This window comes from Clostridium sp. BL-8 (genome assembly GCF_002006495.1).
In the GTDB taxonomy this organism is placed as follows: Bacteria; Bacillota; Clostridia; order Clostridiales; family Clostridiaceae; genus Clostridium.
Window position 1 is genome coordinate 1 of sequence record NZ_LZZL01000061.1, and the last position, 25,820, is coordinate 25,820.

The 25,820-nt window shown below is 29.7% G+C and carries 28 protein-coding genes; 6 read left to right on the top strand and 22 right to left on the bottom strand.

Going from position 1 to position 25,820, the window contains the following annotated elements:
* Positions 1-360: 360 nt before the first annotated feature.
* Complete coding sequence (locus tag CLOBL_RS18815) at positions 361-1,608, top strand: NAD(P)/FAD-dependent oxidoreductase (protein ID WP_077860439.1); 1,248 nt, start codon at positions 361-363, stop codon at positions 1,606-1,608.
* A gap of 77 nt (positions 1,609-1,685) precedes the next feature.
* On the opposite strand, the gene CLOBL_RS18820 is transcribed toward CLOBL_RS18815, so the two are convergent.
* The 3 genes from CLOBL_RS18820 to CLOBL_RS18830 all read right to left on the bottom strand — a co-directional run bounded on the left by CLOBL_RS18820 (position 1,686) and on the right by CLOBL_RS18830 (position 4,264).
* A complete protein-coding gene (locus CLOBL_RS18820) occupies positions 1,686-2,444 on the bottom strand; it encodes an acyl-ACP thioesterase domain-containing protein (RefSeq protein WP_077860440.1) in 759 nt (252 codons plus the stop codon).
* A gap of 251 nt (positions 2,445-2,695) precedes the next feature.
* Complete coding sequence (locus CLOBL_RS18825; RefSeq protein ID WP_009167623.1) at positions 2,696-2,878, bottom strand: DUF1858 domain-containing protein; 183 nt, start codon at positions 2,876-2,878, stop codon at positions 2,696-2,698.
* Between the two features lie 99 nt (positions 2,879-2,977).
* Positions 2,978-4,264 (bottom strand): adenylosuccinate synthase, encoded by a 1,287-nt coding sequence (locus CLOBL_RS18830; protein WP_077860441.1) that lies wholly within the window; start codon positions 4,262-4,264, stop codon positions 2,978-2,980.
* Between the two features lie 472 nt (positions 4,265-4,736).
* Between CLOBL_RS18830 and CLOBL_RS18835 the strand changes: the two genes are divergently transcribed.
* Entirely contained in the window at positions 4,737-5,249 is a 513-nt protein-coding gene (locus CLOBL_RS18835) for a hypothetical protein (RefSeq protein WP_077860442.1), read from the top strand.
* A 105-nt stretch (positions 5,250-5,354) separates the two neighbouring features.
* Here CLOBL_RS18835 and proC read toward each other — a convergent pair whose 3' ends face one another.
* Complete coding sequence (proC, locus tag CLOBL_RS18840) at positions 5,355-6,155, bottom strand: pyrroline-5-carboxylate reductase (protein WP_077860443.1); 801 nt, start codon at positions 6,153-6,155, stop codon at positions 5,355-5,357.
* A 143-nt stretch (positions 6,156-6,298) separates the two neighbouring features.
* Here proC and CLOBL_RS18845 point away from each other — a divergent pair, with 143 nt between their 5' ends.
* Positions 6,299-6,640 carry a hypothetical protein gene (locus CLOBL_RS18845; RefSeq protein ID WP_077860444.1) on the top strand — a complete coding sequence of 114 codons (342 nt, stop codon included), beginning with the start codon at positions 6,299-6,301 and terminating at the stop codon, positions 6,638-6,640.
* 91 nt (positions 6,641-6,731) lie between these two features.
* Here CLOBL_RS18845 and CLOBL_RS18850 read toward each other — a convergent pair whose 3' ends face one another.
* From CLOBL_RS18850 to CLOBL_RS18900, 11 genes are all read right to left on the bottom strand, one after another.
* Positions 6,732-8,069 carry a replicative DNA helicase gene (locus CLOBL_RS18850; protein ID WP_009167628.1) on the bottom strand — a complete coding sequence of 446 codons (1,338 nt, stop codon included), beginning with the start codon at positions 8,067-8,069 and terminating at the stop codon, positions 6,732-6,734.
* A gap of 133 nt (positions 8,070-8,202) precedes the next feature.
* Entirely contained in the window at positions 8,203-10,098 is a 1,896-nt protein-coding gene (gene lonC / locus CLOBL_RS18855) for a Lon family ATP-dependent protease (RefSeq protein WP_077860445.1), read from the bottom strand.
* A gap of 12 nt (positions 10,099-10,110) precedes the next feature.
* Complete coding sequence (rplI, locus tag CLOBL_RS18860; RefSeq protein WP_009167630.1) at positions 10,111-10,557, bottom strand: 50S ribosomal protein L9; 447 nt, start codon at positions 10,555-10,557, stop codon at positions 10,111-10,113.
* Between the two features lie 2 nt (positions 10,558-10,559).
* Positions 10,560-12,503: a DHH family phosphoesterase gene (locus tag CLOBL_RS18865; RefSeq protein WP_077860446.1), complete on the bottom strand. Its 1,944-nt coding sequence runs from the start codon at positions 12,501-12,503 to the stop codon at positions 10,560-10,562.
* Between the two features lie 21 nt (positions 12,504-12,524).
* Entirely contained in the window at positions 12,525-12,845 is a 321-nt protein-coding gene (locus CLOBL_RS18870) for a MazG-like family protein (protein ID WP_077860447.1), read from the bottom strand.
* A 161-nt stretch (positions 12,846-13,006) separates the two neighbouring features.
* Positions 13,007-13,267, bottom strand: a complete 261-nt coding sequence (gene rpsR, locus CLOBL_RS18875; RefSeq protein ID WP_009167633.1) for a 30S ribosomal protein S18 — start codon at positions 13,265-13,267, stop codon at positions 13,007-13,009.
* A gap of 23 nt (positions 13,268-13,290) precedes the next feature.
* On the bottom strand, positions 13,291-13,737 hold the full coding sequence (locus tag CLOBL_RS18880; protein WP_009167634.1) for a single-stranded DNA-binding protein: 447 nt from the start codon (positions 13,735-13,737) through the stop codon (positions 13,291-13,293).
* A 13-nt stretch (positions 13,738-13,750) separates the two neighbouring features.
* A complete protein-coding gene (gene rpsF, locus CLOBL_RS18885; protein ID WP_009167635.1) occupies positions 13,751-14,038 on the bottom strand; it encodes a 30S ribosomal protein S6 in 288 nt (95 codons plus the stop codon).
* Positions 14,039-14,179: 141 nt separating this feature from the next.
* Complete coding sequence (locus CLOBL_RS18890; RefSeq protein ID WP_009167636.1) at positions 14,180-14,374, bottom strand: DUF951 domain-containing protein; 195 nt, start codon at positions 14,372-14,374, stop codon at positions 14,180-14,182.
* A gap of 23 nt (positions 14,375-14,397) precedes the next feature.
* Positions 14,398-15,204 carry a mechanosensitive ion channel domain-containing protein gene (locus CLOBL_RS18895; RefSeq protein WP_242953878.1) on the bottom strand — a complete coding sequence of 269 codons (807 nt, stop codon included), beginning with the start codon at positions 15,202-15,204 and terminating at the stop codon, positions 14,398-14,400.
* Between the two features lie 69 nt (positions 15,205-15,273).
* On the bottom strand, positions 15,274-15,516 hold the full coding sequence (locus tag CLOBL_RS18900; protein WP_009167638.1) for a DUF3343 domain-containing protein: 243 nt from the start codon (positions 15,514-15,516) through the stop codon (positions 15,274-15,276).
* 164 nt (positions 15,517-15,680) lie between these two features.
* On the opposite strand from CLOBL_RS18900, the gene CLOBL_RS18905 reads away from it, so the two are divergent.
* The 3 genes from CLOBL_RS18905 to yyaC all read left to right on the top strand — a co-directional run bounded on the left by CLOBL_RS18905 (position 15,681) and on the right by yyaC (position 18,175).
* A complete protein-coding gene (locus CLOBL_RS18905) occupies positions 15,681-16,328 on the top strand; it encodes a LysE family transporter (RefSeq protein ID WP_009167639.1) in 648 nt (215 codons plus the stop codon).
* A 9-nt stretch (positions 16,329-16,337) separates the two neighbouring features.
* Positions 16,338-17,489, top strand: a complete 1,152-nt coding sequence (locus CLOBL_RS18910) for an aminotransferase class V-fold PLP-dependent enzyme (RefSeq protein WP_077860449.1) — start codon at positions 16,338-16,340, stop codon at positions 17,487-17,489.
* Positions 17,490-17,608: 119 nt separating this feature from the next.
* A complete protein-coding gene (yyaC, locus tag CLOBL_RS18915) occupies positions 17,609-18,175 on the top strand; it encodes a spore protease YyaC (protein WP_009167641.1) in 567 nt (188 codons plus the stop codon).
* Between the two features lie 178 nt (positions 18,176-18,353).
* Here the strand turns inward: yyaC and CLOBL_RS18920 are convergent, their stop codons facing one another.
* The 7 genes from CLOBL_RS18920 to mnmE all read right to left on the bottom strand — a co-directional run bounded on the left by CLOBL_RS18920 (position 18,354) and on the right by mnmE (position 25,683).
* The gene (locus CLOBL_RS18920; protein WP_077860450.1) at positions 18,354-18,860 is read right to left on the bottom strand and encodes a DUF4446 family protein; all 507 of its coding nucleotides are present in this window, start codon (positions 18,858-18,860) and stop codon (positions 18,354-18,356) included.
* A gap of 39 nt (positions 18,861-18,899) precedes the next feature.
* The gene (locus CLOBL_RS18925) at positions 18,900-19,760 is read right to left on the bottom strand and encodes a ParB/RepB/Spo0J family partition protein (protein WP_077860451.1); all 861 of its coding nucleotides are present in this window, start codon (positions 19,758-19,760) and stop codon (positions 18,900-18,902) included.
* 8 nt (positions 19,761-19,768) lie between these two features.
* The gene (locus CLOBL_RS18930) at positions 19,769-20,530 is read right to left on the bottom strand and encodes an AAA family ATPase (protein ID WP_077860452.1); all 762 of its coding nucleotides are present in this window, start codon (positions 20,528-20,530) and stop codon (positions 19,769-19,771) included.
* Between the two features lie 221 nt (positions 20,531-20,751).
* On the bottom strand, positions 20,752-21,534 hold the full coding sequence (gene noc, locus CLOBL_RS18935; protein ID WP_077860453.1) for a nucleoid occlusion protein: 783 nt from the start codon (positions 21,532-21,534) through the stop codon (positions 20,752-20,754).
* 133 nt (positions 21,535-21,667) lie between these two features.
* Entirely contained in the window at positions 21,668-22,387 is a 720-nt protein-coding gene (gene rsmG, locus CLOBL_RS18940) for a 16S rRNA (guanine(527)-N(7))-methyltransferase RsmG (protein WP_077860454.1), read from the bottom strand.
* Positions 22,388-22,404: 17 nt separating this feature from the next.
* Positions 22,405-24,291, bottom strand: a complete 1,887-nt coding sequence (mnmG, locus tag CLOBL_RS18945; protein ID WP_077860455.1) for a tRNA uridine-5-carboxymethylaminomethyl(34) synthesis enzyme MnmG — start codon at positions 24,289-24,291, stop codon at positions 22,405-22,407.
* 9 nt (positions 24,292-24,300) lie between these two features.
* Positions 24,301-25,683, bottom strand: coding sequence for a tRNA uridine-5-carboxymethylaminomethyl(34) synthesis GTPase MnmE (gene mnmE / locus CLOBL_RS18950; RefSeq protein ID WP_077860456.1), 1,383 nt, complete (start codon positions 25,681-25,683; stop codon positions 24,301-24,303).
* Positions 25,684-25,820 lie beyond the last annotated feature (137 nt).

Consider the following 25,820-nt stretch of genomic DNA (forward strand, 5'->3'; position numbering starts at 1 on the left):
ACCCCTGTTACCACCGTGAAAGGGTGGTGTCTTAACCGCTTGACCAAGGAGCCATGCTATTGTCTTCACTCTTGAATGTCAAAACTTAATGTCCTTTAGTTATTCAAGCTGCTGACCACATAGACTATAATACCTAAATTTAGATTGCGTGTCAACACATTTTTTCATTTTTTTTATTTTTATCTGATTTAATTGATTTTTCAATCCAGTCTTTAACACATAAGTACTATTTTAACTATCCTCTTAAGCGTTGGTAAATCTAATAATCTGCTGAAATAATGCACTTTTCACACTAATTCTTTTAACCCGGTTATTACTGTGATAAAATTTATGTATTATATAAATAAGGAGTGATTAAAAATGATTTATCACGATTTAATAATTGCTGGTGGTGGTGCATCAGGTCTAATGGCTGCAATTATAGCTAAAGATTTTGGCGCAGATGTAGCTGTTGTAGAAGGCACCGATAGAATCGGAAAGAAAATTCTTGTAACCGGCAATGGAAGATGTAACATTTCAAATAAAAATATTTCGTATCCATATAAATGTTTTCATAGTGAAAATAATGACTTCTTCCAAGAAGCTTTAAATAAATTTACTGTTAAAGATACTGAAAGCATATTTTTATCTCTTGGTTTGCCATTGGTAGAACTAGATAATGGCAAAATGTATCCAAAATCTCTTCAAGCTTCTTCTGTAATAGATATACTCAGAATGGCCTTAGATGATAGACAAATTCCTTTATACACAAATTGTAAAGTAATTTCTGTAAGTAAGAAGAAGAACTTTGTTTTAACCACAAACAGCGATGAGTATACTAATCTTTCTTGCAATAAGCTTATTTTGAGCTGTGGCGGAAAATCTGCTGTTAAAACTGGTTCTGATGGTTCAGGATATAAATTAGGTAAATCGCTAGGACATAGCATTACAGAAACACTTCCTGGAATTGTCCAATTGAAATTGGATTATCCTTATTTAAAAGCTTTATCAGGAATTAAATTCGATGGATCTGCTTCCATATTAATAGATGATCAGATTATTCGTACTGAAATTGGAGAGATCTTATTTACAGACTATGGGATTTCTGGTCCACCGATATTACAATTATCTTCTTATGCTTCTAAAGCACTTTCTAAAAATTCAAAAGTAATAATCAGGGTAGATATGTTTCCGCATGAAAGCAAAGAAGATGTTGAAAATTTCTTTTCTACACATTTTTCCACCTTTGACTACAGGGAAATATCCTCAGCTTTAATTGGAGTTATACATAAAAAATTAATTCCTACAATCTTAAAGGATGTCGGAATAAAGGATATTCATGAGCCTTGCTCCAATATCGGCTGGAAGCATATTAACAGGCTAGTTGATACGTTTAAAAAGTGGGACTTCAATTGTATTGGCACAAATGGCTTTTCTAACGCCCAAGTTACTACAGGTGGTATAAATACAAGCGAAGTTAATAACTTAACCTTAGAATCTAAACTAGTTAAAAATTTATACCTCTGTGGAGAAATCTTAGATGTTCACGGAGATTGTGGCGGATTTAATCTTCAATGGGCTTGGAGTTCTGGTTACTTAGCTGGAAAATCAGCGTCTCAAAATCTCTAAGTAATTCTTATAAATAGTAAAAAAAGTTGTAATAAAACACTATTAATATTCTAAGTTTTATCACAACTTTTTTTATTTTAATTATCCTGTAACTTTTCCCACTCAGCCTCTAATACTGTAACTTCAGTACCATCTATATTTCTTATTGTATGATACGATTTTAGATTGTCATTATCAATCTCTTTTACAGTTGCAGATGACAATATGCTTTCCCCATATACAGTTTCTTTTTCGAATATTATTTTAATTCTTCTTATGCTATAACTATTAATTATTTCAAGTGGAACAGCTTCAATTGCCCATTCAACATACTTAACATTATTAACATGATTATTGGAGTCAATATCACTATATCTAATATTAAATTGCTTAGTGTATTGTCCATTATCTAATTTCTCAATTCTATCCATACTTATATCATAGTCTACATCTCCATCTATTCCGTACATATCATATTGTTCTTCTTGTATTCGTGTAGGTCTTCTTTTATTAATATCAATTAAAAAAAATAATGCAGATGCCTCTCCAATAATATTGTTTTTCTCATCCGCGATAGTATATTTTCTTAATCCATAAAACTTCTTAAAACCTATTGGCTGAGTATTAATAGTTATTGTTTCACCAAAATTTGGGTACCTATACATTTTTATATCATCCTTATAAAATACCCAAGCGCAATTATTTTTCTCACAAAACTCGATTCCACCGCCAAGAGATTCTGATTGCTGGGTTCCTACATCGCAAATAAAATCAATTATTGATGATAACTTACATTTCAGTTTAGCATCTACTTCATAATAATGTATCTCATATTTCTTTGTAAAATCTTTACTCATACTTGCTTATTGCACGCTTAAAATACTTATTAATTTTCAATATTTTGCCAACATATATAAAGCTTAATTATTACAGTATACTGGCTTGATAAACATCATTTTCAGGCTTGCAATAATTTCTTTCCCCCTTTACTATTATGTTCTATTTCTCATATATAAAATTCTCTATTATATACTAATATTAACACAATAAACTAAAATAAAAAGAGGACTTCCCAAAAAGAAAATCCTCTTAACTAAACAAAATATTATTATCTATTTAACGCTTCTAATAAATCATCTAGATTTAATCCATGTACTACTGCAGCTTCTGCTAAAGTTTCAGCTTGAGCAGATGGGCATCCAACACATCCCATTCCAAAACTCATTAATACTTGTGCCTTAGATGCATCAGTATTAACTACTTCACCTATTGTCATATCCTTAGTTATCATACTTTCACCCTCTTTAAATATAACTTTATGTATTTATTGTTTACAATAGAATTATATTTTATACCAAGCTGAAAGTCAATACCCGAGTATAACACTAGACTATAAACTATCTATTCTCATTGTTTGATCTCTCTTAGGACCAACTCCAACTATTGAAATTCTAGTGCCTGTAAATTCTGATATTCTTGCTAAATACTTCTTAACATTTTCAGGCAACTCATCATAGCTTCTAACATCAGCTACACTGTCATCCCAACCATCAAACTCTTCATAGATTGGTTTGCATTCAGCTAAATCTTCTAAGCTTGCTGGGAAGTAATCTATAACTGTATTATTAAATTTATATCCAACACATACCTTGATTTTTTCTAAACCAGCTAAAGTATCAATTTTAGTAACAGCTAATGAGGTTAAACCACTAACTCTGACTGCAGTTTTAATTATAACTAAGTCTAGCCATCCACATCTTCTTGATCTTCCTGTATTTACACCATATTCGTGGCCTTTTTCTCTAATCCAATCTCCAGTTTCATTAAGCAATTCTGTCGGGAATGGTCCTTTACCAACTCTTGTAGTATATGCTTTTGTTATACCAACTGCATTGGTAATCATATTAGGCCCTATACCTGTACCGCTAGAAACTCCTCCTGCTGTTGTATTAGATGATGTTACATATGGATATGTACCATAATCAATATCTAATAACATTCCTTGGGCACCTTCAAATAAAACAGTCTTATCTGCTTTAATTGCATCATATACCTTAACAGATGTATCTTGAACAAACGGTCTTAATTTCTTAGCCAAAGTTAGGTATTCATTTAATATTTCATCAAAATTTAATGCTTCTCCACCTAATACCTTAGTAATATAAGCATTTTTCATTTCAATATTTTCTTTTAATTTTTCTGCGAAAACATCTTCATGCATTAAATCGCATACTCTGATTCCACATCTTTCAAATTTATCTGTATAACAAGGTCCAATTCCTCTGCCTGTAGTACCTATATCATTTTTTCCTCTAGCTTTTTCTTTTAACTTATCTAATACCTTATGATATGGCATTATAAGCTGTGCTCTATCACTTACTATTAATTTCTCTGGTGAAATTTTAACTCCAATACCTTCTAAGTAACCTATTTCTTCGAATAAAGCCTTTGGATCTACAACTACTCCGTTACCTATAACGTTTAATTTGTCTTCATATAAAATCCCAGATGGTATTAAGCGCAATTTGTATTCTTTGTCGCCAACCACTACTGTGTGACCAGCATTATTTCCACCTTGAAATCTAACAACTACATTAGCTTCTTCTGCTAAGTAATCTGTCATCTTTCCTTTCCCTTCATCTCCCCATTGAGCTCCTAAAACAATAAATGCTGACATTTATATTGCCTCCCTTAATTATATAAAGTTTGCCTGTTAAATTTAATTTCTATATATCAATTTGGAGTTTCATTAAATATTTTAATCTCTCCTTTTAAATAGTAGCAAAGTACCTTTCTATGGTCAACTATATATCGAATAATTTTTTGCTTTTTTTATAAATAATTCGGATTATTAGCTTATATTACAATACTTTTATTCATATTTTACTATTATTAATTATAATTAACATGTTTATAAATATTTTTAATGAATGTTCATTGAAAACTCTAAAGCTTTCACAAAACAAATTTATTTTTATCCACATTTATTTTTCATGAAAATTATCCACAGGTTTACTCATTAGCACTTTTTCCACAGCACAATTTCATATAAAAAAACTTACTAATTTATAATTGTGTTTAATTATAGACAATGCAAAATGATTTGATTACTATAAAATTAATATTAATTTTTATTAGGAGAAAGTAAAATGAAAAAATTATTAATCCCTATAAGTGATGATGAGTTTAAAAGTAAAATTAACATAAGGTTTAATAACATAATTGACGGTTTCAATTCATTTCAGAACTTTACTCTTGAAGCCTCCGATGTAGAAGATGGTGAAAACAAATTAATTAGCTTCGCTCAGAAAGTCTTTGAAAATAACAATTCTGAAGCTTATATTGATTTCTATATAAGCAAACTTTCAGAAAGTGATAAAAAAAGGCTTATTGAATTAATACCAATGGAAGATAAAGAAATATTAGAGCTTCACTTAAATACTATAAAGCATAATGGTATTTTTTATGCTCTTCGTGATAAATCTCTCATCCCATTTTTAGTTCGTTTAAATACAAGAGAAACTTTTTTTGTTACCTTTTATTTTTTTAATAAACCTATAACTATATGGGGAAATTATGATATGAAATTTCCTTGTTTCTTTAATAATCATATGGATCTGGAATTTTACCAAAATGTATGTAAATCCCTCGGCTTCTTTTAATAAATATTAACTTATACTTATTAAATATTTCATGAAATTCCATATAAAAATGGATGTATAGCACCATATCTTCTATACATCCATTAAAATAAATTTAATATATAATTACATGTTCTTTGATTTTTCTGCACATTTATCCATAGCCTGTATTACACTATTTCTAAATCCAAGCTTTTCTAATTCAACAACTGCATCAATTGTAGTTCCAGCTGGTGAACAAACGGCATCTTTTAATTCTCCAGGATGCTTTCCTGTCTCTAATACCATCTTAGAGGCTCCTAGCACACTTTGTGCTGCCATCTTATAAGCTTTAACTCTAGGTATACCTAATTTTACTGCTGCATCAGCCATAGCCTCTATAAACATAAATACGTATGCAGGAGAAGATCCACATAATGCTGTAAATCCATGAAAATCCTTTTCCTCTAACTGAACACATTCTCCAAAGCTTTTAAATATTTTAATGCAATAATCTAAATCTTCATCATTTATGTTCTTATTCGGACATATTGCTGACATCGCTTGTCCTACGAGAGCTGGTGTATTGGGCATGGTTCTAATTATTTTAGCATTTTCTCCAACCCATTCCTCCATATTACTTATACTGATCCCTGCTGCTATAGTTATGATTAACTTGTCTTTACTTAATTCTGATTTAATTTTAGTTATCATATCTTTATACATAAAAGGCTTAACAGACAAAATTATAACATCAGCTTCTTTTGCAACTAATTTACTGTCTAAAGTCGTTGCTATTCCAAATTGCTCCTTTAATTTTTTAGCAGATTCTTCAGTCTTTGTAGAAACAATTATATTATCAGCTTCTAAAAATTCTGATTTAATCAATCCACCTACCATAGCACTTCCCATATTTCCACAACCTATAAAACCAACTTTTTTACTCATACTTTAGCCCCCATTAAAATTTTTTAGTTAAATTTGAAATTTTATTATTTTATATGAATATATTAATATTAATCCACTATAATCATAGAATAGCTTGTATTAAAAATGGCAAACTATAATTAAATACGAAGGGAGGAATATATATGAAAGATACTTCTTTAATATATAACAATTCTTTGCTAAGCCCTAAGGATTTTATTACTGCCATCTTATATCCTGAGCCGAAAGAACAGCTTCCCACATGTGAGCTTGAAGAAACCCTGGAATTTTATTACATAAATATTAACTCATTTTATGATAATAAGCATGTATTAGAAATGTCTTACAAAAACAATTTTTTAATTTTAAAAATATTTCTTAATAATAATGATTCTAAAAATTTTCTTTATCAAAAAATTTTCTATTTATCAAAGATTGATTTAAATAATATATTGCTTCATGATCATAAAGACAGCATAAAATTAATAATCTCAAAGATATCCTAATAGACTATATTAACATAAATACATTCAAAGATATAAGAATTTAAACTTCTTATATCTTTATTTATTAATATTATTTCTTATTTTTTTTATTTTATTCTCTGTGAATTACATCTAAATTACCGAATTTACTGTATTGTCCAAGCCAAGCAAGTTTAACTGTACCAACTGGACCATTTCTTTGTTTAGCCATTATGCATTCACCAATATTCTTATCTTCAGTTTCTTTGTTATAGTATTCATCTCTATATAAGAACATAACTACATCAGCATCCTGCTCTATAGACCCTGATTCTCTTAAGTCAGATAACATTGGCCTATGATCTGCTCTTTGCTCTGGAGCACGAGATAGCTGTGATAATGCTATGACCGGGCATTCCATTTCTTTTGCTAATGCCTTAATAGATCTAGATATCTCAGATACTTCTTGTTGCCTATTGTCGGTACCAGTTCCCCCTGACATAAGCTGCAAATAGTCTATAACAATTAAGTCTATTCCATATTCTATTTTAAGCCTTCTGCATTTTGATCTCATTTCCATAACAGTAACACCGGCAGTATCATCTATATAGATTTTTGCCTTTGAAAGAGGTCCTGCTGCCATTGCAATATTCTCCCAATCTTTATCCTCTAAAGTACCAGTTCTAAGCCTTAACATATCAACATTAGCTTCTGAGCAAAGCAGTTTATATGCTAATTGTTCTTTAGACATTTCCAGAGAAAATACTACAACGCTTTTATTTTCTTTAAGTGCGGCATGTTCTACTATATTTAATGCAAATGTTGTTTTTCCCATTGATGGTCTAGCTGCAATTAATACCATATCTCCACTTTGAAAACCAGAAGTCTTCGCATCTAAATCAGTAAATCCAGATCCAACACCAGTAATTGTACCTTTATTATTAAAAAGTTTCTCTATTTGAGCAAATCCTCTTTCTAAAACATCACTTAGCGGCTCAAAATCTTTTGTGGTTCTTTTTTCCGCTATATTAAATATTTTCTTTTCTGCACTATCTACAACATCTTCAACATTACTTTGATTGTTATAACTTTCTTCAATTATAGTCGTTGATGATTTAATTAATCTCCTCAAAGTAGACTTATCAGAAACAATTTTTATGTAAGCACTTAGATTTGCAGTAGTTGGTACCGAAGCGCTAAGTTCTGTTATATATGTTACTCCTCCAGCCCTTTCAAGAGTATCAGTGCTTTTCAAATATTCCAACAATGTTAATAAGTCTATTGCTATATCATTTCTAAACATTTCTAATAATGATCTATATATTATCTTATGGCCATCTCTATAAAAATCTTCTTCTTCTAGGCTTTCTAATACTTTAGCAATGGCACTTTTATCTATGATCATCGATCCTAAAACCGATTGTTCTGCTTCTATACTTTGAGGCAAACTCCTCATAACTGATGCATCCAAGACTTATTCCTCCTATCTAATTATCTTTTGACAATTATCATTAACTTTATCATTTGTATGTAGCCATTATAATTTTATCATTTCTTAATGATAAAAAGAAGTCTCCTAATCTTTAAGGAGACTTTTTACCTAATTAGTTAAACACAATATTCATAAGTTCTTCTATTGATTCAATTGTGTTAACTTGTATATCTTCAGTATTTAAAGGAATTTCTTTCTCATTATCTTTTGGGATTAAAACTAATTTTATTCCCATTCTTCTTGCTCCATAGACCTTTTCAAATATTCCACCTACTGGTTTAACCTTGCCCTTAAGGGATATTTCTCCTGTAATTGCTATGTCTTGTCTTATAGGTTTATTTAACAATGAACTTATTACACAAATTGTTATCGCTGCTCCGGCTGAAGGTCCATCTATTTTTCCCCCTCCAACAACATTAACATGAATATCATAATCTTTAATATCCTTATCTGTTATATTTCTAATAACAGATGCAGCATTGAATACGGAATCCTTTGCCATGCTTCCTGCTGTATCATTAAATCTAACTACACCTGAGCCTTTTTTCTTTGCAGGAAATACCGCTGCTTCAATTTCTATTGTAGAACCTAAAAAACCACTTACACCTAACCCGTAAACATGACCTACTTCTTTTGCATCTATGTTTGCCAATCTTTCAATTGGAGTATATCGTCCAATTGAAATTACTTCATCTAAATCAGATAACTTTATTTCTAAATTATCTATAAATTCTTTGCTGCGATGTAATGCATACCCATATGTATCAGTCAGTATATTTACTGCCTTTCTACCTTCAAATGTATAATTACTAATCTTCTCTGCAACCCCATCTTCTAATCTTACGTTCAGTTTTTCTGCAGCATCTTTTACTATAAGTACAATATCTGATGACGCTAATGGCTCAAAATATACCTCTGTACATCTTGATCTTAAAGCCGGATTAATTTCACTTGGACTTTTAGTTGTTGCTCCAATTAATACAAAATCTGCTGGTGCTCCATTATCAAAAAGATACTTAATGTATTTAGGAATCATCTCATCATCTGGATCATAATATGATGAAGAAAACTCAACGCGTTTATCCTCTAGTACCTTTAAAAGCTTATTTTGAAGCATAGAATCCAATTCTCCTATTTCATCAATAAACAGTACACCTCCATGTGCTTGAGTCACAAGCCCTGGTTTAGGTTCTGGTATTCCAACTTCAGCCAAATCTCTCTTACTGCCTTGGTATATAGGATCATGAACCGAACCCAATAATGGATTTGTTATTTCTCTTGGATCCCATCTAAGCGTAGTTCCATCTACTTCAACAAACTTAGAGTTTTCATCAAATGGAGTAAATGAAAGCTTTTTAACCTCATTTAATGCTAACCTGGCTGCTGTAGTCTTTCCAACTCCAGGAGGTCCATATAATATTATATGTTGTGGGTATGGTGAAGAAAGCTTTGATATTAATGATTTAACAGCTCTTTTTTGACCAACTACCTCAGAAAAATTCGTAGGCCTTAAAAAACTCATTATATTTTTACTCGTTGTTCTACTATCTAACTCTACCAAGTTATTTAATTTACTAAGTGTTTTCTTATTTTCAACGCCTTTTTGTTTATTTATAACCGAAAGTCTAACTTCATCTATATACTTTTCTTGTTTCTCCATTATAGATTGTTCTACTTGAGACTCAATCTTAGTTTGAACATACCTTTTAGCCAATTCATTGGAAATTAATCTTACTGTTCTTTCTATGGCCTCTTGCAGTTCCTCTCTCTTAGGTGAAGCCTTTAGATCTTTACCCTCCGCTAATATAGTATTTAATGCAAAAACTTTATCACAAGGATTTGCTGATTGTATATATTTATCTAATTTAAATCTAACTGTTCTAGCTCTAAATGCTCCTTTATCAAGAACATTTTTGGTTATAGAAAATAATGCTTCTATCTGTGACTCTAACGACAAAGTTCCTGAAATAATATCCTGCAATAAGCTTACATCATCATATGAATTCAAAATTAATCCTCCTTATTCTTGCGGAACAATAATCACCTTCATTTTAGTGCTAACTTCTGGATATAATTTTACGTCTATTTCATACCCACCAGCTAATTTTATTGTATCCATGACAATTTTCTTTTTATCAATTTCAATCTTATATTGTTCTTTAATTAATTGGGCAACATCTTTGCTGGTAATAGCACCAAATAATCTTCCATTTTCTCCTGTTTTAGCATTTATTTTTATCTCTTTTCCCTTTAACTCTGCAGCTAACTTTTGTGCTGCTTCAAGTTCAGCTAACTTTTGTTTTCTTTCATTTTCCTTCTTATTGTTTAAAATATGCATATTAGCTTCGCTTGCTTCTTGTGCTAATTTCTTGGGAAATAAAAAGTTTCTAGCATATCCATCTGATGCTTCAATAACATCACCTTTTTTACCTATTTTTTTAACATCTTGTAATAAAATAACCTTCATATCTATTCACCTATCCTTAAGTATTTTTTCATTGCATCTTTTAATTGATCTATTGCCTCTTCAATTGTACTATTTTGTACTTTAGCTCCAGCAATATTCATGTGTCCTCCGCCGCCTAATGCCTCTAATACAATCTGAACATTAATATCTCCTACAGATCTTCCACTGATATATATCTCTCCATTTACTTCACCTAAAACAAAGCTTACTGAAATTCCAGATATATTTAATAATTCATCAGCTGATTTTGCAATAATTACAGTCCCTATGTTTTTAGGCGCAACTGCTATAGCTGCACTATTATTTACTTCTGCCGATTTTATGGTTTCCGCAATAAGTAAATAATCTTGTAAATCATCAGTAAACATTTTTTTAATCTCAATTGAATCTGCTCCTAAAGACTTCAAAAATGATGCTGCATCAAAAGTTCTAACTCCAGTTTTAAATGAAAAACCTTTAGTATCCATGAAAATTCCTGCAAGTAGTCCTTCTGCTTCTGTTCTTGTTAATTTAGGCTTATCAACCATATACTGAATAATCTCAGTAACCATTTCAGAAGTTGAAGACGCATATACTTCTATATAATTTAATATATCATGCTCTATCATATCTGGACTTCTTCTATGATGATCTATTATAACCTTTCTTTGAGCCTTTTCCACTAATGCTAAGTCTGCAATATAACTCTTATTATGAACATCTACAATTATAACCAATGTTTGACTATCCAAATTATTTTTTGCATCTTCCATTGATATAAATAGATCATCGTATTTAGATTCATTATTTAGCTTATTTAAAAAATAATCAATTGCATTAGTATCATTATCTAATAAAATATTGCAATTCTTGCCTAATTGTTTAACTACACTTGCTAATCCAACCGCCGATCCAAAGCAATCCATATCTGGATTCTTATGACCAATAATATATACCTTACTACTCTCATAGATTAATTCACTTAATGCTCTTGCTATAACTCTTGCTTTTACCTTGGTTCTTTTTTCTATTTCTTTTGAGTTCCCACCAAAGAACTTTATATCATCATTGGTTTTAACTGCAACTTGGTCTCCACCTCTACCTAATGCTAATTCTTTTGCTATATTGGCATTATTATAATTTTCTAGAGGAGACATTCCACCAGTTCCTACACCTATGCTCAATGTAATCTCTATAGAATTACCTTTGTCAATTTTTGAGATTACTTCTATTATATTAAACTTTTGCTTTATCTCATCTTCAATATATTTATTTTGAATTGACAATACATATTTATTTGTATCATATTTTTTTATCATAGCTTTTAAGTTATTTGCATAAGCATTAATTGTTCTTTCTATTTCCGCTACTAGAAGAGGTCTATTATTTTCATCTGTCTTGTCTAATACCTCTGAAAAGTTATCTACCTCAACTAACATTATACTTTCCTGAGTTGTTTCATAATCTATAAGCTTTGTTATATCATTAAAAGACAATAAATATAAACATTTCTTATTTTTTGTTTCAACTAAATTTGCATACACATCGTACAATTTATTATTAATGCTAAGTCTCTGATGTATATTATCTTCATGCTTTAGTATATTATCTAAATTTAATCCTCTGGTTATGCTTAAAACATTCTTCTCATAATAATCTTCTTCATTGTATTTTAACGATTTAAACAAATTATTACACCATAGTATTTCTCCATCATCCTTTATTAAAACTAGAGGATAAACAGATTTTAATGCATTATCTGAAATTCCTTTATTTATGCTTTTTATAAATTCATTCATATCATTTTCTTTTTTCCAATAATAACTTAATTGCTGATAATTGTCTATTAAATAAATTATAAGAATGATTACACCTATGCCTGCATAATCATAAAAAAATAGCATTATTAAAAGAATCACTAATAATCCTGGCTTAAGCAATCGTTTAAGCATAATCATCCAATTCATAAAAAGCCTCCTAAGATATAATTAATCTCTTCTGTTGCCAATATAATGTTTTAATTTGCTTAAGCTTTTTCCCTCTTTTTCAACTTGATCTTCAGCTCTTATCCCTAGATCTAACTTAGATTTTATATCATGATCTACATCTATAAAAGAATATCCTAATTTTTCGCCCAAAATATATAATATTATTATAGCACCTGAAATACAATTTAAAATTGAATCACGTGCCACATTATTTCCTTTTGTTAAAAGCTTAAAGAATTCTCCTATTATGCAAAGAAGTTGAGCTTTTAAATCCTCTATAATCTTAATATTGGTCATTATATTGAAATTATCTTTTCTCATAACCATATCATCCTCTCTCAAAACCCTGTATTCTTATTTTAATTTTTTTTTTTAAGTATTGCAAGGACTTATAACTTTTTTGCTATTTTTTACCACATTTTATTGTTTATATTTTTTGATATTAAAAATCCCCTGATTTCTCAGGGGATTGTAATATTACCTTATTCAGTTGTGAATGGTAATAATGCTATATTTCTTGCTCTCTTAATTGAAGTTGTTAATTCTCTTTGATGCTTAGCACAAGTTCCAGATATTCTTCTTGGAAGAATCTTTCCTCTTTCTGTAACATACTTTCTAAGCTTATTTATATCTTTATAGTCGATAAACTCAGCTTTATCTACACAAAAAGCACAAACTTTTTTTCTAGATCTTCTCATTTTACCGCCTGGTCTTCTACTATTGTTACCTTCTTCTCTGCTCATCTTATTCCCTCCTTACTAAAATTTTAGAAAGGCATATCTCCATCATCTACTGGAGTTATATCCTCCTCAAAGCCTCCGCCACTAAATGCATCATTTACTGGCATTGAATATTCATTGCTGTTACCGAAATTAGTTCCAGCATTTCCCGAAGCATTTCCTTTACTTAAGAATTGAACTTCTGTAGCAACCACTTCTGTCACATATCTTTTAGTACCATCTTTTGCTTCATAACTTCTGGTTTGAATTCTACCACTAATAGCCATTTGGCTACCTTTACTCATGTAATTAGCAGTACTTTCTGCCTGTTTGCCCCATACTACTACAGGTACAAAATCAGCTTCTCTCTGACCAGTTTTTGTGTTATATTTATCAACTGCTAATGTTAAGGTTGTTACTGCTGCTCCACTTCCTGGAGTAAATCTTAGTTCTGGATCTTTTGTTAATCTTCCGATTAGAACTACTTTATTCATTTACAACACCACCTTATACTTGTTCATTAACAATGATATGTCTTATAACACCATCAGTGATTCTGAATATTCTATCTAACTCTCTTGGTAATTCAGGGTTAGCAGTAAAGTTAACTAAAGTATAATAACCTTCACTAACTTTTGAGATTTCATAAGCAAGCTTTCTCTTACCCCAGAAATCAACATTTTCTACTGTTCCTCCACCATTTTCTATAACACCCTTAAACTTTTCGATGTTAGCTTTAACAGTTTCTTCATCAAATGAAGGGTTTAATATAAATATAGTTTCGTACTTTCTCATTAATTTCACCTCCTCCCCTTGGACTAACGGCTATGCTTTGCATAGCAGGGATTACAATTTGTAATTATATCATTTATTAAAGAAATATTCAAGCAAATTTCTAACTTTTTGAATTAATTTTCTGACTTTCTGAATCAATTTCTAATTTTCTGAACTAATTACTATTCTCTTTGCTTCCTTTTTAAATTTACTTCTTGGAATCATTACAATTCTTCCACATCCAGTGCATTTGATCTTTATATCAGCACCTACTCGTATTATTTCAAATTGGTTTGATCCACATGGATGTTGTTTTTTCATTTCTACTATATCTCCAAGGTTGAAACTTTCTATCATTACTTACTATCACTCCTATATCTTCAATTAACTGCCTTTGAAATCTCTGGTGTTTTTATTTCATTTTTGTCCAATGTTAATTTTATAGCCATTCTAAGCTCATTTTCCATTTTCCATTGCATAAGTGGTTTTGCTTTACCAGTTACTCTTATAGTAACCCCTGATAAACCTAATGCTGTTAGCCCAATTACCTCCAATGGGACGTCTATATATTCTGCATTCTCTTCTTGAAATTCATCACAAGTTTTTTTTATAATGTCAATCACTCTTTTTACATCTTCTTCATATGAAATATTCACATCAACTATAAACTTAATATCATTCCTAGAATGATTAGTTACTCCAATAATAGAACCATTCGGAATAGAATGAACATCTCCATTAAAATCTGCAATCACCGTACTTCTAATTCCAATGCTCTTGACAATTCCACTAAAATTGCCTAAGGTCACATGGTCTCCAACTCCAAATTGATTTTCAAACAAAATAAAAAATCCATTAATCAAGTCTTTTATTAAGCTCTGTGCTCCAAGACCAACTGCTATTCCACCTATACTTGCAAATGTAAAAGATGCTCCTTTAAATATCATTGGTATTATTATTGCTATTCCTACAAAATATGCTGAATATTTTAGGACACTTTTTAACACTTCTCCTAGTGTTTTTGCTCTCTGAGTATCTAGAGAAAGCATAGCATTACTTTTTACTTGCTGCTCTACAAATTTTTTTATTAAGTGCTCTCCAATCTTTATTGAAAAGTATACCATAATAATAACAAAAATAACTTTAATGACTATTTCTATTATTGTCGGAAGCCACATTAAATTCATAAATTGATCTTTATATTCTCCAATGGCCTTTTGTAAGTCCGTTATATTGCCACTCAAAAATTATCCCTCCTATTTTTCAACCAGCATATAGCCTTCTTCACCTCTAAAATATGCATTTTTATATTCCAATATATTATCTTTTATTATCGTATCTATTTCTTCTTTTTCATCTATTCTAACACAGATTCCACAGCTCATAGTTATTGATGTGGGTGTAGGCATTATTCTAAAATTAAAATTTAATTCCTTTAATTTCTTTTCTGCTGCCATTGCATCATATGTATTTTTGAATACTACTATATAATAATTCATATTTGTACCACCTTTTTATATTCATATCATAATTCATATTATAATATTTTTTTTACTTTATAAAGGTAAAAATAAATTTACAATAAAAAACTTCTTAAATTTAGTGAAAAAAAAACTTTTTTACTTTATAATTATATACAAATGTGATTATTAAGGAGATTATAATGTTTTCAATTGTTAACATATTAAAAGCTATATCATTTGGTTTTTTTACTGGCTTTGTTGCCTCTATTCCATTAGGACCTTCTGGTCTTGAGTCAGTTAGTCGTTCTATATCAAAAGGATTTAAAGAAGGTTTTAAAGTCTCCCTTGGTGCAGTATCTGCAGATATAGTATATATAATAATTATAAATCTAGGATTATTCACAATATTAACTAATCACTCTAAGCTTTACAACTTATTTTGGATAGTATCTGGAATTGTTTTGGTTTTATCAAATAAAATATCTTTTAAAAGCACAAAATCAGAAGTAGAGCTAGAAAAGTCAATTTCAAAACGTACTTCAAATGGCTTCATAACTGGATTCTTAATAACATTTCTAAACCCTAGTACTCCATCATTATGGATTGCACTAAGTGGTACTGTATTTACTATATGGCGACATCATGGAAGTACATTTTTTACTCTTTCAATCTCTTCAATGATTCTAGGCAGTATAACTTGGTTTTGTTTTCTTAATATTTCAGTAAGTAAAGGAATAAGGAAGTTCAAGCCCAATTATGTAAACAATACAACGAAGCTTTTAGATTATTTTCTTTTTGCTTTGGGTATACTATTTATTATTGGAGGAATTTATAGATTTATTTTTTAGAGGTGAACTATGGAAGTATATTTAGATAACGCATCCACTACATTTCCAAAACCAAGACAAGTTGTTGATGCTATGTATAATTATATGCTTACAGTAGGTGGAAATGCAGGCCGTGGAAATTACAGTAATTCACTTGAAAGCAATCGATACCTATATAATGCCAGAGAAATTGTTTGTGATTTCTTTGGTTTTGATTCTCCAAGCAATGTAATTTTCACTAGTAATGTCACCATGTCTTTAAATATATTAATTAAAGGAATATTAAGATCTGGTGATCATGTAATAACATCTTCGATGGAGCATAACTCTGTTATTAGACCGCTTTACTTTTGTAAGGAGAATCTAAATATAGAATTAGATATCGTAGATGCAAATTCTCAAGGTTTTATAGATATAAATAATATTAAGAAAAAAATTAATAGCAAGACCAAACTCGTTGTAATTACCCAAGCATCAAATGTTACAGGTTCAATTCAGGACTTACATGCCATTGGTGAATTATGTAATGATAATAATATATTCTTTATTGTTGATTCATCTCAAGGTGCGGGTACATTAGATATTAACATGAAAAACATAAAAGCAAATGCAGTAGCATTCACAGGTCACAAAAGTTTATTAGGTCCTCAAGGAGTTGGTGGTTTTATCGTAGATTCAAAATTCAATGATTGTTGTTCTCCATTTCTTCAAGGTGGTACTGGAAGTCTTTCATATTCTCTTGACCAGCCTGATTTTTTGCCTGATAAATTTGAATGTGGAACTCATAATCTTCCAGGAATAATTGGCTTGACCGAAGGCATTAAATACATAAACTCTATAGGTCTAAATAGTATACATGATCATAATCAATATTTAATAAATTATCTACTTACTGGTTTATTGAATATTAATGGACTAACTATTTATGGTGATAAATCTGGTAAAATGTTAACTACATGCATTTCAATAAATGCTGATTCGTTAGATCCTTCTGAATTGGGTTATCAGCTTGACTGTAATGGAATTAAAAGCAGAACTGGCTTGCATTGTGCTCCTCTGGCACATAAGACTATAGGAACATATCCTAATGGAACAGTAAGATTAAGTATTAGTCATTTTACTACTAAAGATGATATTGATTATACTCTTTCTATTTTGAGTAAAATTACATCTAATTTATAAAAATATAGTTCAATATATTTTAAGGTTTTATTCTATACTTCAAATCATGATTAAATAATTGTTTGAAGTATGAATAAAACCTTTTTTATTGGATATAAATTTATTGAGGAGGTTCTTTTATGTGTGATAGTTTTTGTATTAATTCATCTTCACTTACTGCATGTATAAAAATCAAAAATTACTTATTAACTCAATTACAACCAATACTAGATGATAATAGACCTATTATATTTATATGCATAGGCAGCGATCGATCTACTGGTGATTCTCTTGGTCCATTAGTGGGGCATAAACTAAAGTATTTTTCAAGAAATAATATATTGATTTATGGTTCTTTAGAAAATCCTATTCATGCTAAAAATATAGAGAGTACACTAAATGAAATTTATCTTAAATATAATAATCCATATATTGTAGCAATTGATTCATGTTTAGGTTCTTTAAATAACATTGGTAAGATTTTTATACAAAAGAAACCTCTAATTCCCGGTTTAGCATTAAATAAAAAACTTCCTGCTGTTGGGGAAATGAGCATAACTGGAATTGTAAATATATCAAGCGGCTTCGATTTCTTAGTGTTGCAAAATACTAGATTAAATACAGTAATGAATCTTGCTGAGTCAATCTCTAAAGGAATATGTTATTTTATTTTAAACAAAACTAATATGGCGAAAAAAGAGGTTTAAATATAAGGTGAATATTCTAATATTACTTAAATCATATCGAAATCAGATACTTTTATGCAAATCATTCTTTAATTGTTTCACGTGAAACAATTAATATAATATGTAAAGTAATTTAAATTAACTAAATGATAAAAAATAAAGGTGCCGACTCAGAGTTGCGACACCTTAAAATTATTTACTATTTAGTTTCTTTATTAGATGCTTCATTTAAAACATATAGTTCTTCTTCGGAAAGATCATATCTTGATATTCCTTTATCAATTGGCTTTGCATAAGTTGTGCTCTCTTGTCTTCCATATATTCCTGTTAGTATCAAACCATCATTTTTATCATCTAACATAGCTATAGAAAAACTTAAATCACTACCAACATTTTCAAAAGCTTTATATCTCATTATAGCAACTTTTTGAATGCAATCTTTCATTTTTATCTCTAATCTTTTACACTCTTGCAAAGCTTCTTCAGATGCCTCTTTTGCGTCTTCTATGTTCTTTAGTCTTTCTAATAACATTTCTTCTAAGCTATTATTAGTAGTTCCCCTCATTAATTTCCTATACTTAGTTTCTACCCTACCTACAGCTTTAAATAATACTATAACCATTATAAATAACAAAATAATTATTATTAGCATTCCAAGAGTTAAAAGAGGCATAAAACCATTTATTGTGTTGATTAGTGTATCCAAAATTCTGTCATTCCTTTCATAATTGTTTCACGTGAAACATTACATATTAATAATATCTAAAATTCTCTGTAAATCTTCTTCTGAATAATATTCAATTTCAATTTTTCCTTTATTCTTTTTGTTCAATATATTTACTTTAGTTCCGAAATGATTTTGAAGTTGATTTTTCACATCCTTGTAATAAGGGTTTAATCTATCTAAAGGTTCCTCAACTTTTTCTTTTTCTTCACTGTCATTAATCTTTTTTATAAGTTTTTCTAGTTCTCTAACTGATAATTTTTCATCAATTACTTTTTGTGCTATTTCATATTGTTTTTCATTATCACTAATGGCAAGAAGTGCTCTTCCATGCCCCTCTGTTATAATGCTTTCCACTATGTATTGTTGAACTCTTTCATCCAAATTAGTTAATCGTATTGTATTAGCAATTGCTACCCTTGACTTTCCAATTCTCTTACTCAACTCTTCTTGTGTTATTTTAAAATCATTTAACAACTTTTTATAAGCTAATGCTTCCTCAATTGGATTCAAATCTTGACGCTGAATATTCTCTATCAATGAAATTTCTAGTATATCTCTACTGCTTAATTCCATTATTATTGCCGGTATTTCCCTCAATCCAGCCATTTTAGCAGCTCTCCATCTTCTTTCACCAGCCACTATAACATATTGATCTTCATTATGTTTTCTCAAAATTAATGGTTGAATTATACCATGCGTTTTTATAGATTCTGCTAATTCAGCTATTTTTTCTGAATCGAATAATTTTCTTGGCTGTTCTTCATCACTTTTTATTTTATTTATTGAAATTAAAAGTTTGCTAGTTTCCTCTATAGTTTCCTCTACTTCATCGGGTATAAGCGCACTCAAACCTTTTCCTAGAGTAAATTTTTTTGCCATTATATCACCTACTGCTTCTTTAAAAATTCTTTTGTCAATTTTACGTAGGCTTCTGCACCCTTACACTTTTCATCATATAACATTATTGGTAGTCCAAAACTAGGCGCTTCTGCTAATCTCACATTCCTTGGAATTGTTGTTTTATAGACTTTATCTTTAAAATACTTTTGAACTTCTTTTAATACTTCAGCACTAAGATTTGTCCTATAATCAAACATAGTCATTATAACACCCTCAATATCTAAATTCTTATTTAAGGATTTCTTAACTAATTGTATAGTATTAATTAACTGACTTACACCTTCCAGTGCATAAAATTCACACTGAATTGGAATTAAAACTGAATCTGCACAAGTTAATGCATTTATTGTTAATACGCCTAAAGATGGTGGGCAATCAATAAACACATAATCATATTCACTTTCGATATCTTCTAACTTCTTCTTCATTATATTTTCTCTATCGCTATTATTTATAAGCTCAACTTCTGCTCCTGCAAGTTCCATTGTTGATGGTGATATAAATAAATTTTGAACCAAATCACTTCTAACTATGGATTCTTTCATTGTTGCATCAGAAATTAAAACATCATAAACAGATAGATCTAGGTTATTTTTATCTAATCCCAATCCACTGGTCGTATTACCCTGTGGATCTATATCTATAGTTAAAACCTTATAACCTTCTAAAGCTAAATAAGCGCATAAGTTTATATTAGTAGTTGTTTTTCCGACTCCACCCTTTTGATTAAAAATACAAATTTTTTTCATAATATGCCCTAAAAGAGCTTCCCCCCTTCCCATATTAATATTATATATACTTTTTTAAGATAATAAAAGAATTATGTACTAAAAAACTGGCTAATATCCAAATTATCTAAAAAAATAGCTTAAATCTTTCACTTCTAGATAACTTTTATTATTAATAACATAATAAAAGTTAAGGTGATAATAATTTCCCTTAACTTTTATCTTTATAACACTATTTAATTTTATTTCTTTACTTTTGGAATTTTTACAGTAACTTCTATAAATTCATCTTCATCCTTATATGCATATTGGGCTGGAATATCAAATTTTTCTAAAACTTGCTTAATTGTATTTACATATAATTTCGCAGGTAGTAATCCTTTTATATTTCTTTTACTTTTCTTTTTTAATTCTTCACCTGCTAACTTAAGCAATTCTTTATTTATTAATTCCTCTGTTTTCTTTACATTTAGTCCATCTTTTATAACCTTTTGAACAATTCTTAATTGTAACTTTTCATCTGGAACAGTAAGTAATGCTCTTGCATGCCTTTCCGTTAACTTATTTGTTAAACATATTTCTCTAACTTCTGAACTTAGTTTCAATAATCTTAATTTATTTGCAATGGTAGATTGCTTTTTACCCATTCTCTTAGCTAATTCATCCTGAGTAAAATTATGATCATTAATTAAATTATAGTATGCTTCTGCTTCCTCAATATAATTTAAATCTTCTCTTTGTAAATTCTCCAATAATGCTATTTGAGCCGATTCAGAATCTGTTATATCAATAATATTACATGGAACTGTTTCTAAATTAGCTCTCTTAGCAGCTCTAAGTCTCCTCTCGCCTGCTACCAGTTCAAAAAATTCGCCTCTTTTTCTTACTGTAAGTGGCTGAATTATTCCATACTGCTTAATTGATTGTGATAATTCTTCAATTGCTTCTTCATTAAAATATTTACGTGGTTGATAAATATTTGGAATTACCTTATCTATGTTAATTTTTACTATTTCATTATTCATGCTCCCAACCCATCCCTTATTAAAACATTTTAACTCATCTATAATTTATTCTACATTATCCATGTTTTTCCTCTTAAATTTCAGTATCTATTCTAATTTTACTTAATTTATTAGCTAATACCTATCACATTAACTATTTAAGTGGATTTTTAGTTATCAATCCAGCTTTTCTTGGGTATGTCTTAGCACATTCCTTAATCTTTTTAACAATAACTAAATTATGTTTTAACTCAGTATTCTCAATGTTTACTTCACAAACTTCTACCAATTTTCCCCCAAGAATTTTGATTGCATTCATACTATCTTGAATCTCTTGATCTACTGAAGGACCTTTTAATGCTATAAAACTCCCTCCAGTTTTAACATATGGCAAGCATAATTCAGACAATACACTCATATTAGCGACAGCCCTAGAAGTCGCTATGTCAAATCTTTCGCGTAATTCTAAATTTCTCGCTCCATCTTCTGCTCTTGAATGAATTGTCGTTACATTAGAGATACCAATCTTACTTATAACAGTATTTAAAAAATTAATTCTCTTATTTAAAGAGTCTAGCAATGTAACCTTAATATCCTCTTTCATAATAGCTATCGGGAGTCCTGGAAATCCAGCACCCGTTCCAACATCTATTAAGTTATTAGCTGCTTTAAATTCATTTCTTTTAAATGCTTTTATAGAATCAATAAAGTGCTTTTTAATTACATCTTCATCATCCACTATAGCTGTTAAATTTATCTTCTCATTCCACTCTTGAAGAAGTTTCATGTAAATTATAAATTTCTCATACTGCTGCTTTGATAATTGTAAACCAACTTCTTCTGCTGATTTAGCCATTAAATCATAAAAATCCATAATTCCTCCATTAATAATTAAGATTGTTTATTATAGTGATGCTCAAGATAAATAAGCAACACTGAAATATCTGCAGGAGACACTCCTGAAATTCGCGAAGCCTGACCTATACTAATTGGTTTTATAGTATTTAGCTTCTGTATCGCCTCTGTTCTTAATCCCCTTACATTACTATAATTAATGTCTCTAGGTAACAGTTTCTTTTCAAATTTTTTAAACTGTTCAACTTGTTCAAGTTGACTTTGAATATATCCTTCATATTTTGTAAGTATGTTTATTTGTTCGCCTACATCATATGGTAATTCAGGTCTTTCAGGATCTAACGGTTTCAAATCAAAATAATCTAATTCAGGTCTTTGCATAAGCTCATAGAAACTAATAGGTTTTCTTAATTCAGCTGAATTTAATGAAAATAGAAACTCATTTACTTCTTTTTTATTAGTTACTTTTAAATTCCTTAGCCTATCTAATTCTTCCTCAATGTTTTTCTTTCTTTTCAAAAATTTACCATATCTTTCTTTAGTAACTAATCCAACTCTATGGCCAAACTCTGTTAATCTGAAATCTGCATTATCTTGTCTTAATAATAACCTATATTCAGCTCTAGAAGTCATCATTCTATATGGTTCATTCGTCCCTTTAGTAACTAAGTCATCTATTAATACTCCTATATACGCATCAGATCGAGTTAAAATTAATGGCTCTTCATTTTTAATTTTTAAGGCTGCATTAATTCCTGCAACTATTCCTTGCGCACCCGCTTCTTCATATCCTGAACTTCCATTAAGCTGTCCAGCTCCATACAATCCTTCAATATTCTTAAATTCCAATGTTGGTTTTAGTTGAGTAGGGTCAATTGAGTCATACTCAATTGCATATGCAGTTCTCATCATTTCAACATTTTCAAGTCCAGGTAAAGTTCTAAGCATCTTAATTTGAACTTCTTCAGGTAATGATGAAGAAAAACCACCCACATACATTTCCAATGTATTTAGACCTTCTGGTTCGATAAATATTTGATGTTGAGGCTTATCTGGGAATCTCATTATTTTATCTTCTATAGATGGACAATATCTAGGCCCAATCCCCTTTATACTTCCATTATAAATAGGGGATCTATTTATATTTTCTCTGATTATCTTACTTGTTTCTTCATTTGTATAAGTTAAATAACATGATATCTGCTCTTTTTTTATATTATCACTCATAAATGAAAATGGGACTATCTTCTCATCTCCATTTTGCTCAATCATCTTAGAAAAATCAACTGATTTTCTATTTATTCTAGCTGGCGTTCCTGTTTTAAATCTTCTTAATTCAATTCCTAAGTCTAATAATGACTGAGATAAATCATTGGCTGGAAATAACCCATTAGGCCCTCCACTATATGAAATTTCTCCAATAATAATTTTCCCTTTTAAATATGTACCAGTTGCAAGCACAACTGCTTTACATTTAAAAACTGCACCATTTTTAGTTACTACTCCTTTTATTTTTCCATCTTCAACTTGAAGCTCTGTAACTTCAATCTGCCTTATTTTAAGATTCTCTTGTTCTTCTAGAACTCTTTTCATCCTAAATTGATAATCTTTTTTGTCCGCTTGTGCTCTTAATGAATGAACTGCTGGTCCTTTTGAAGTATTTAGCATTCTTGATTGAATAAATGTATTATCAATGTTTATACCCATTTCTCCACCAAGTGCATCAATTTCTCTTACTAAATGACCTTTTGCGGTACCACCTATATTAGGATTACATGGCATTAGTGCTATTGAATCTAAATTTATTGTACATATCAGTGTATTAAGTCCTAACCTTGCTGAAGCTAATGCAGCTTCACATCCTGCATGACCAGCCCCAACAACTATTACATCAAATTGTCCGCCATCATAATTTACTGCCATTACTTTTCCCTACTTTCCTACACAAAATTCACTAAAGATTTTGTTCAATAAATCTTCTTCTAATTCTTCTCCTGTTATTTCACCTAACGCCTTCATCGCTGCTGTTATATAAATGGATATTAAATCAATATACTCATTGGCATTGATTCTATTTAAAGCTGTATCACAATTTTCTAATGCTCTATATAATGCCTGCTTATGTCTTGTGTTTGAAATTGTTAAGCTATCAGAAGTTATTTCACCATTAAAGAATAAATCCTTAATTTGACTCTTTAAATTGTCAATTCCACTTCCTGTTTTCACTGATATGTTTATTTTATTACTTAAGCTACTAATTATTTTTTCAGGTATTTTTATATCTAAATCTACTTTATTTAATAATACTATATACTTCTTATTTCTTATCTTATCAATTATTATTTGGTCCTCTTCATCTATATCCCTAGATGCATCGAGCATTAATATTATTAAATCTGCTTCATCAATTTTTTCCTTAGATTTTTCCACACCTATTTTTTCAACTATATCTTCCGTATCTCTTATTCCTGCAGTATCAGTTATTTTAATAGGTATTCCTTCAATATTTATATATTCTTCAATAACATCTCTTGTTGTGCCAGGAATATCTGTTACTATAGCTCTTTTTTCTCTTAATAATGCATTTAATAATGATGACTTTCCTACATTAGGCTTACCAACAATGACTACTTTAAGGCCTTCTCTCAATATTTTTCCTTCATCAGCATTAGCCAATAAATGTCTTATCTTAACACTAGCCTTATCAATGCCATTCTTGATTTGAGCAATTAAATTATCATCAATAATATCCTCATCATCTTCTGTAAAATCAACTGCGTATTCAATCAATGCTAAAACATTCAATAGAAATTTCCTTAATTCTCCTATTTCCCTTGAAAGTGCTCCATTTCTTTGCATTAGTGCTGATTTCATTGATAGTTCAGTTTTAGCTGTTATTATATCCATAACTGCTTCTGCTTGACTTAAATCTATTCTTCCATTTAAAAATGCTCTTTTAGTGAATTCACCTGGTTCTGCAATTCTTGCACCAGCCTTTATAATTTCATTTAATACACTATTAGTTGATACAATACCACCATGGCAATTAATCTCAACTACATTTTCTCCAGTATAACTATTAGGCGCTTTCATATAACTTAAAATAACTTCATCAATAATTTCCCTATTTTCTAATTCTACAACATTGCCGTATTTCATAGTATATGTCTGCATTTTTTTAATATCATAATTATTCCTGGGAACAAATATTTTACTTGCAATGCTTAAAGATTTTGCTCCAGAAATTCTAATTATAGCAACTCCGCCTTCTCCAATAGGCGTAGCTATTGCACAAATAGTATCAAATTCCTTCATCTATTTTCCTCCTTTACTTAAAGAAGAACTTTTATATCAATATCTATTCAAAACTAATATCAATTTTACATAACAAAACTTAATTAGTCAAAGTTATATTAATTTAATTTTTCTCCTTAAATTCTAAAACTTTACTT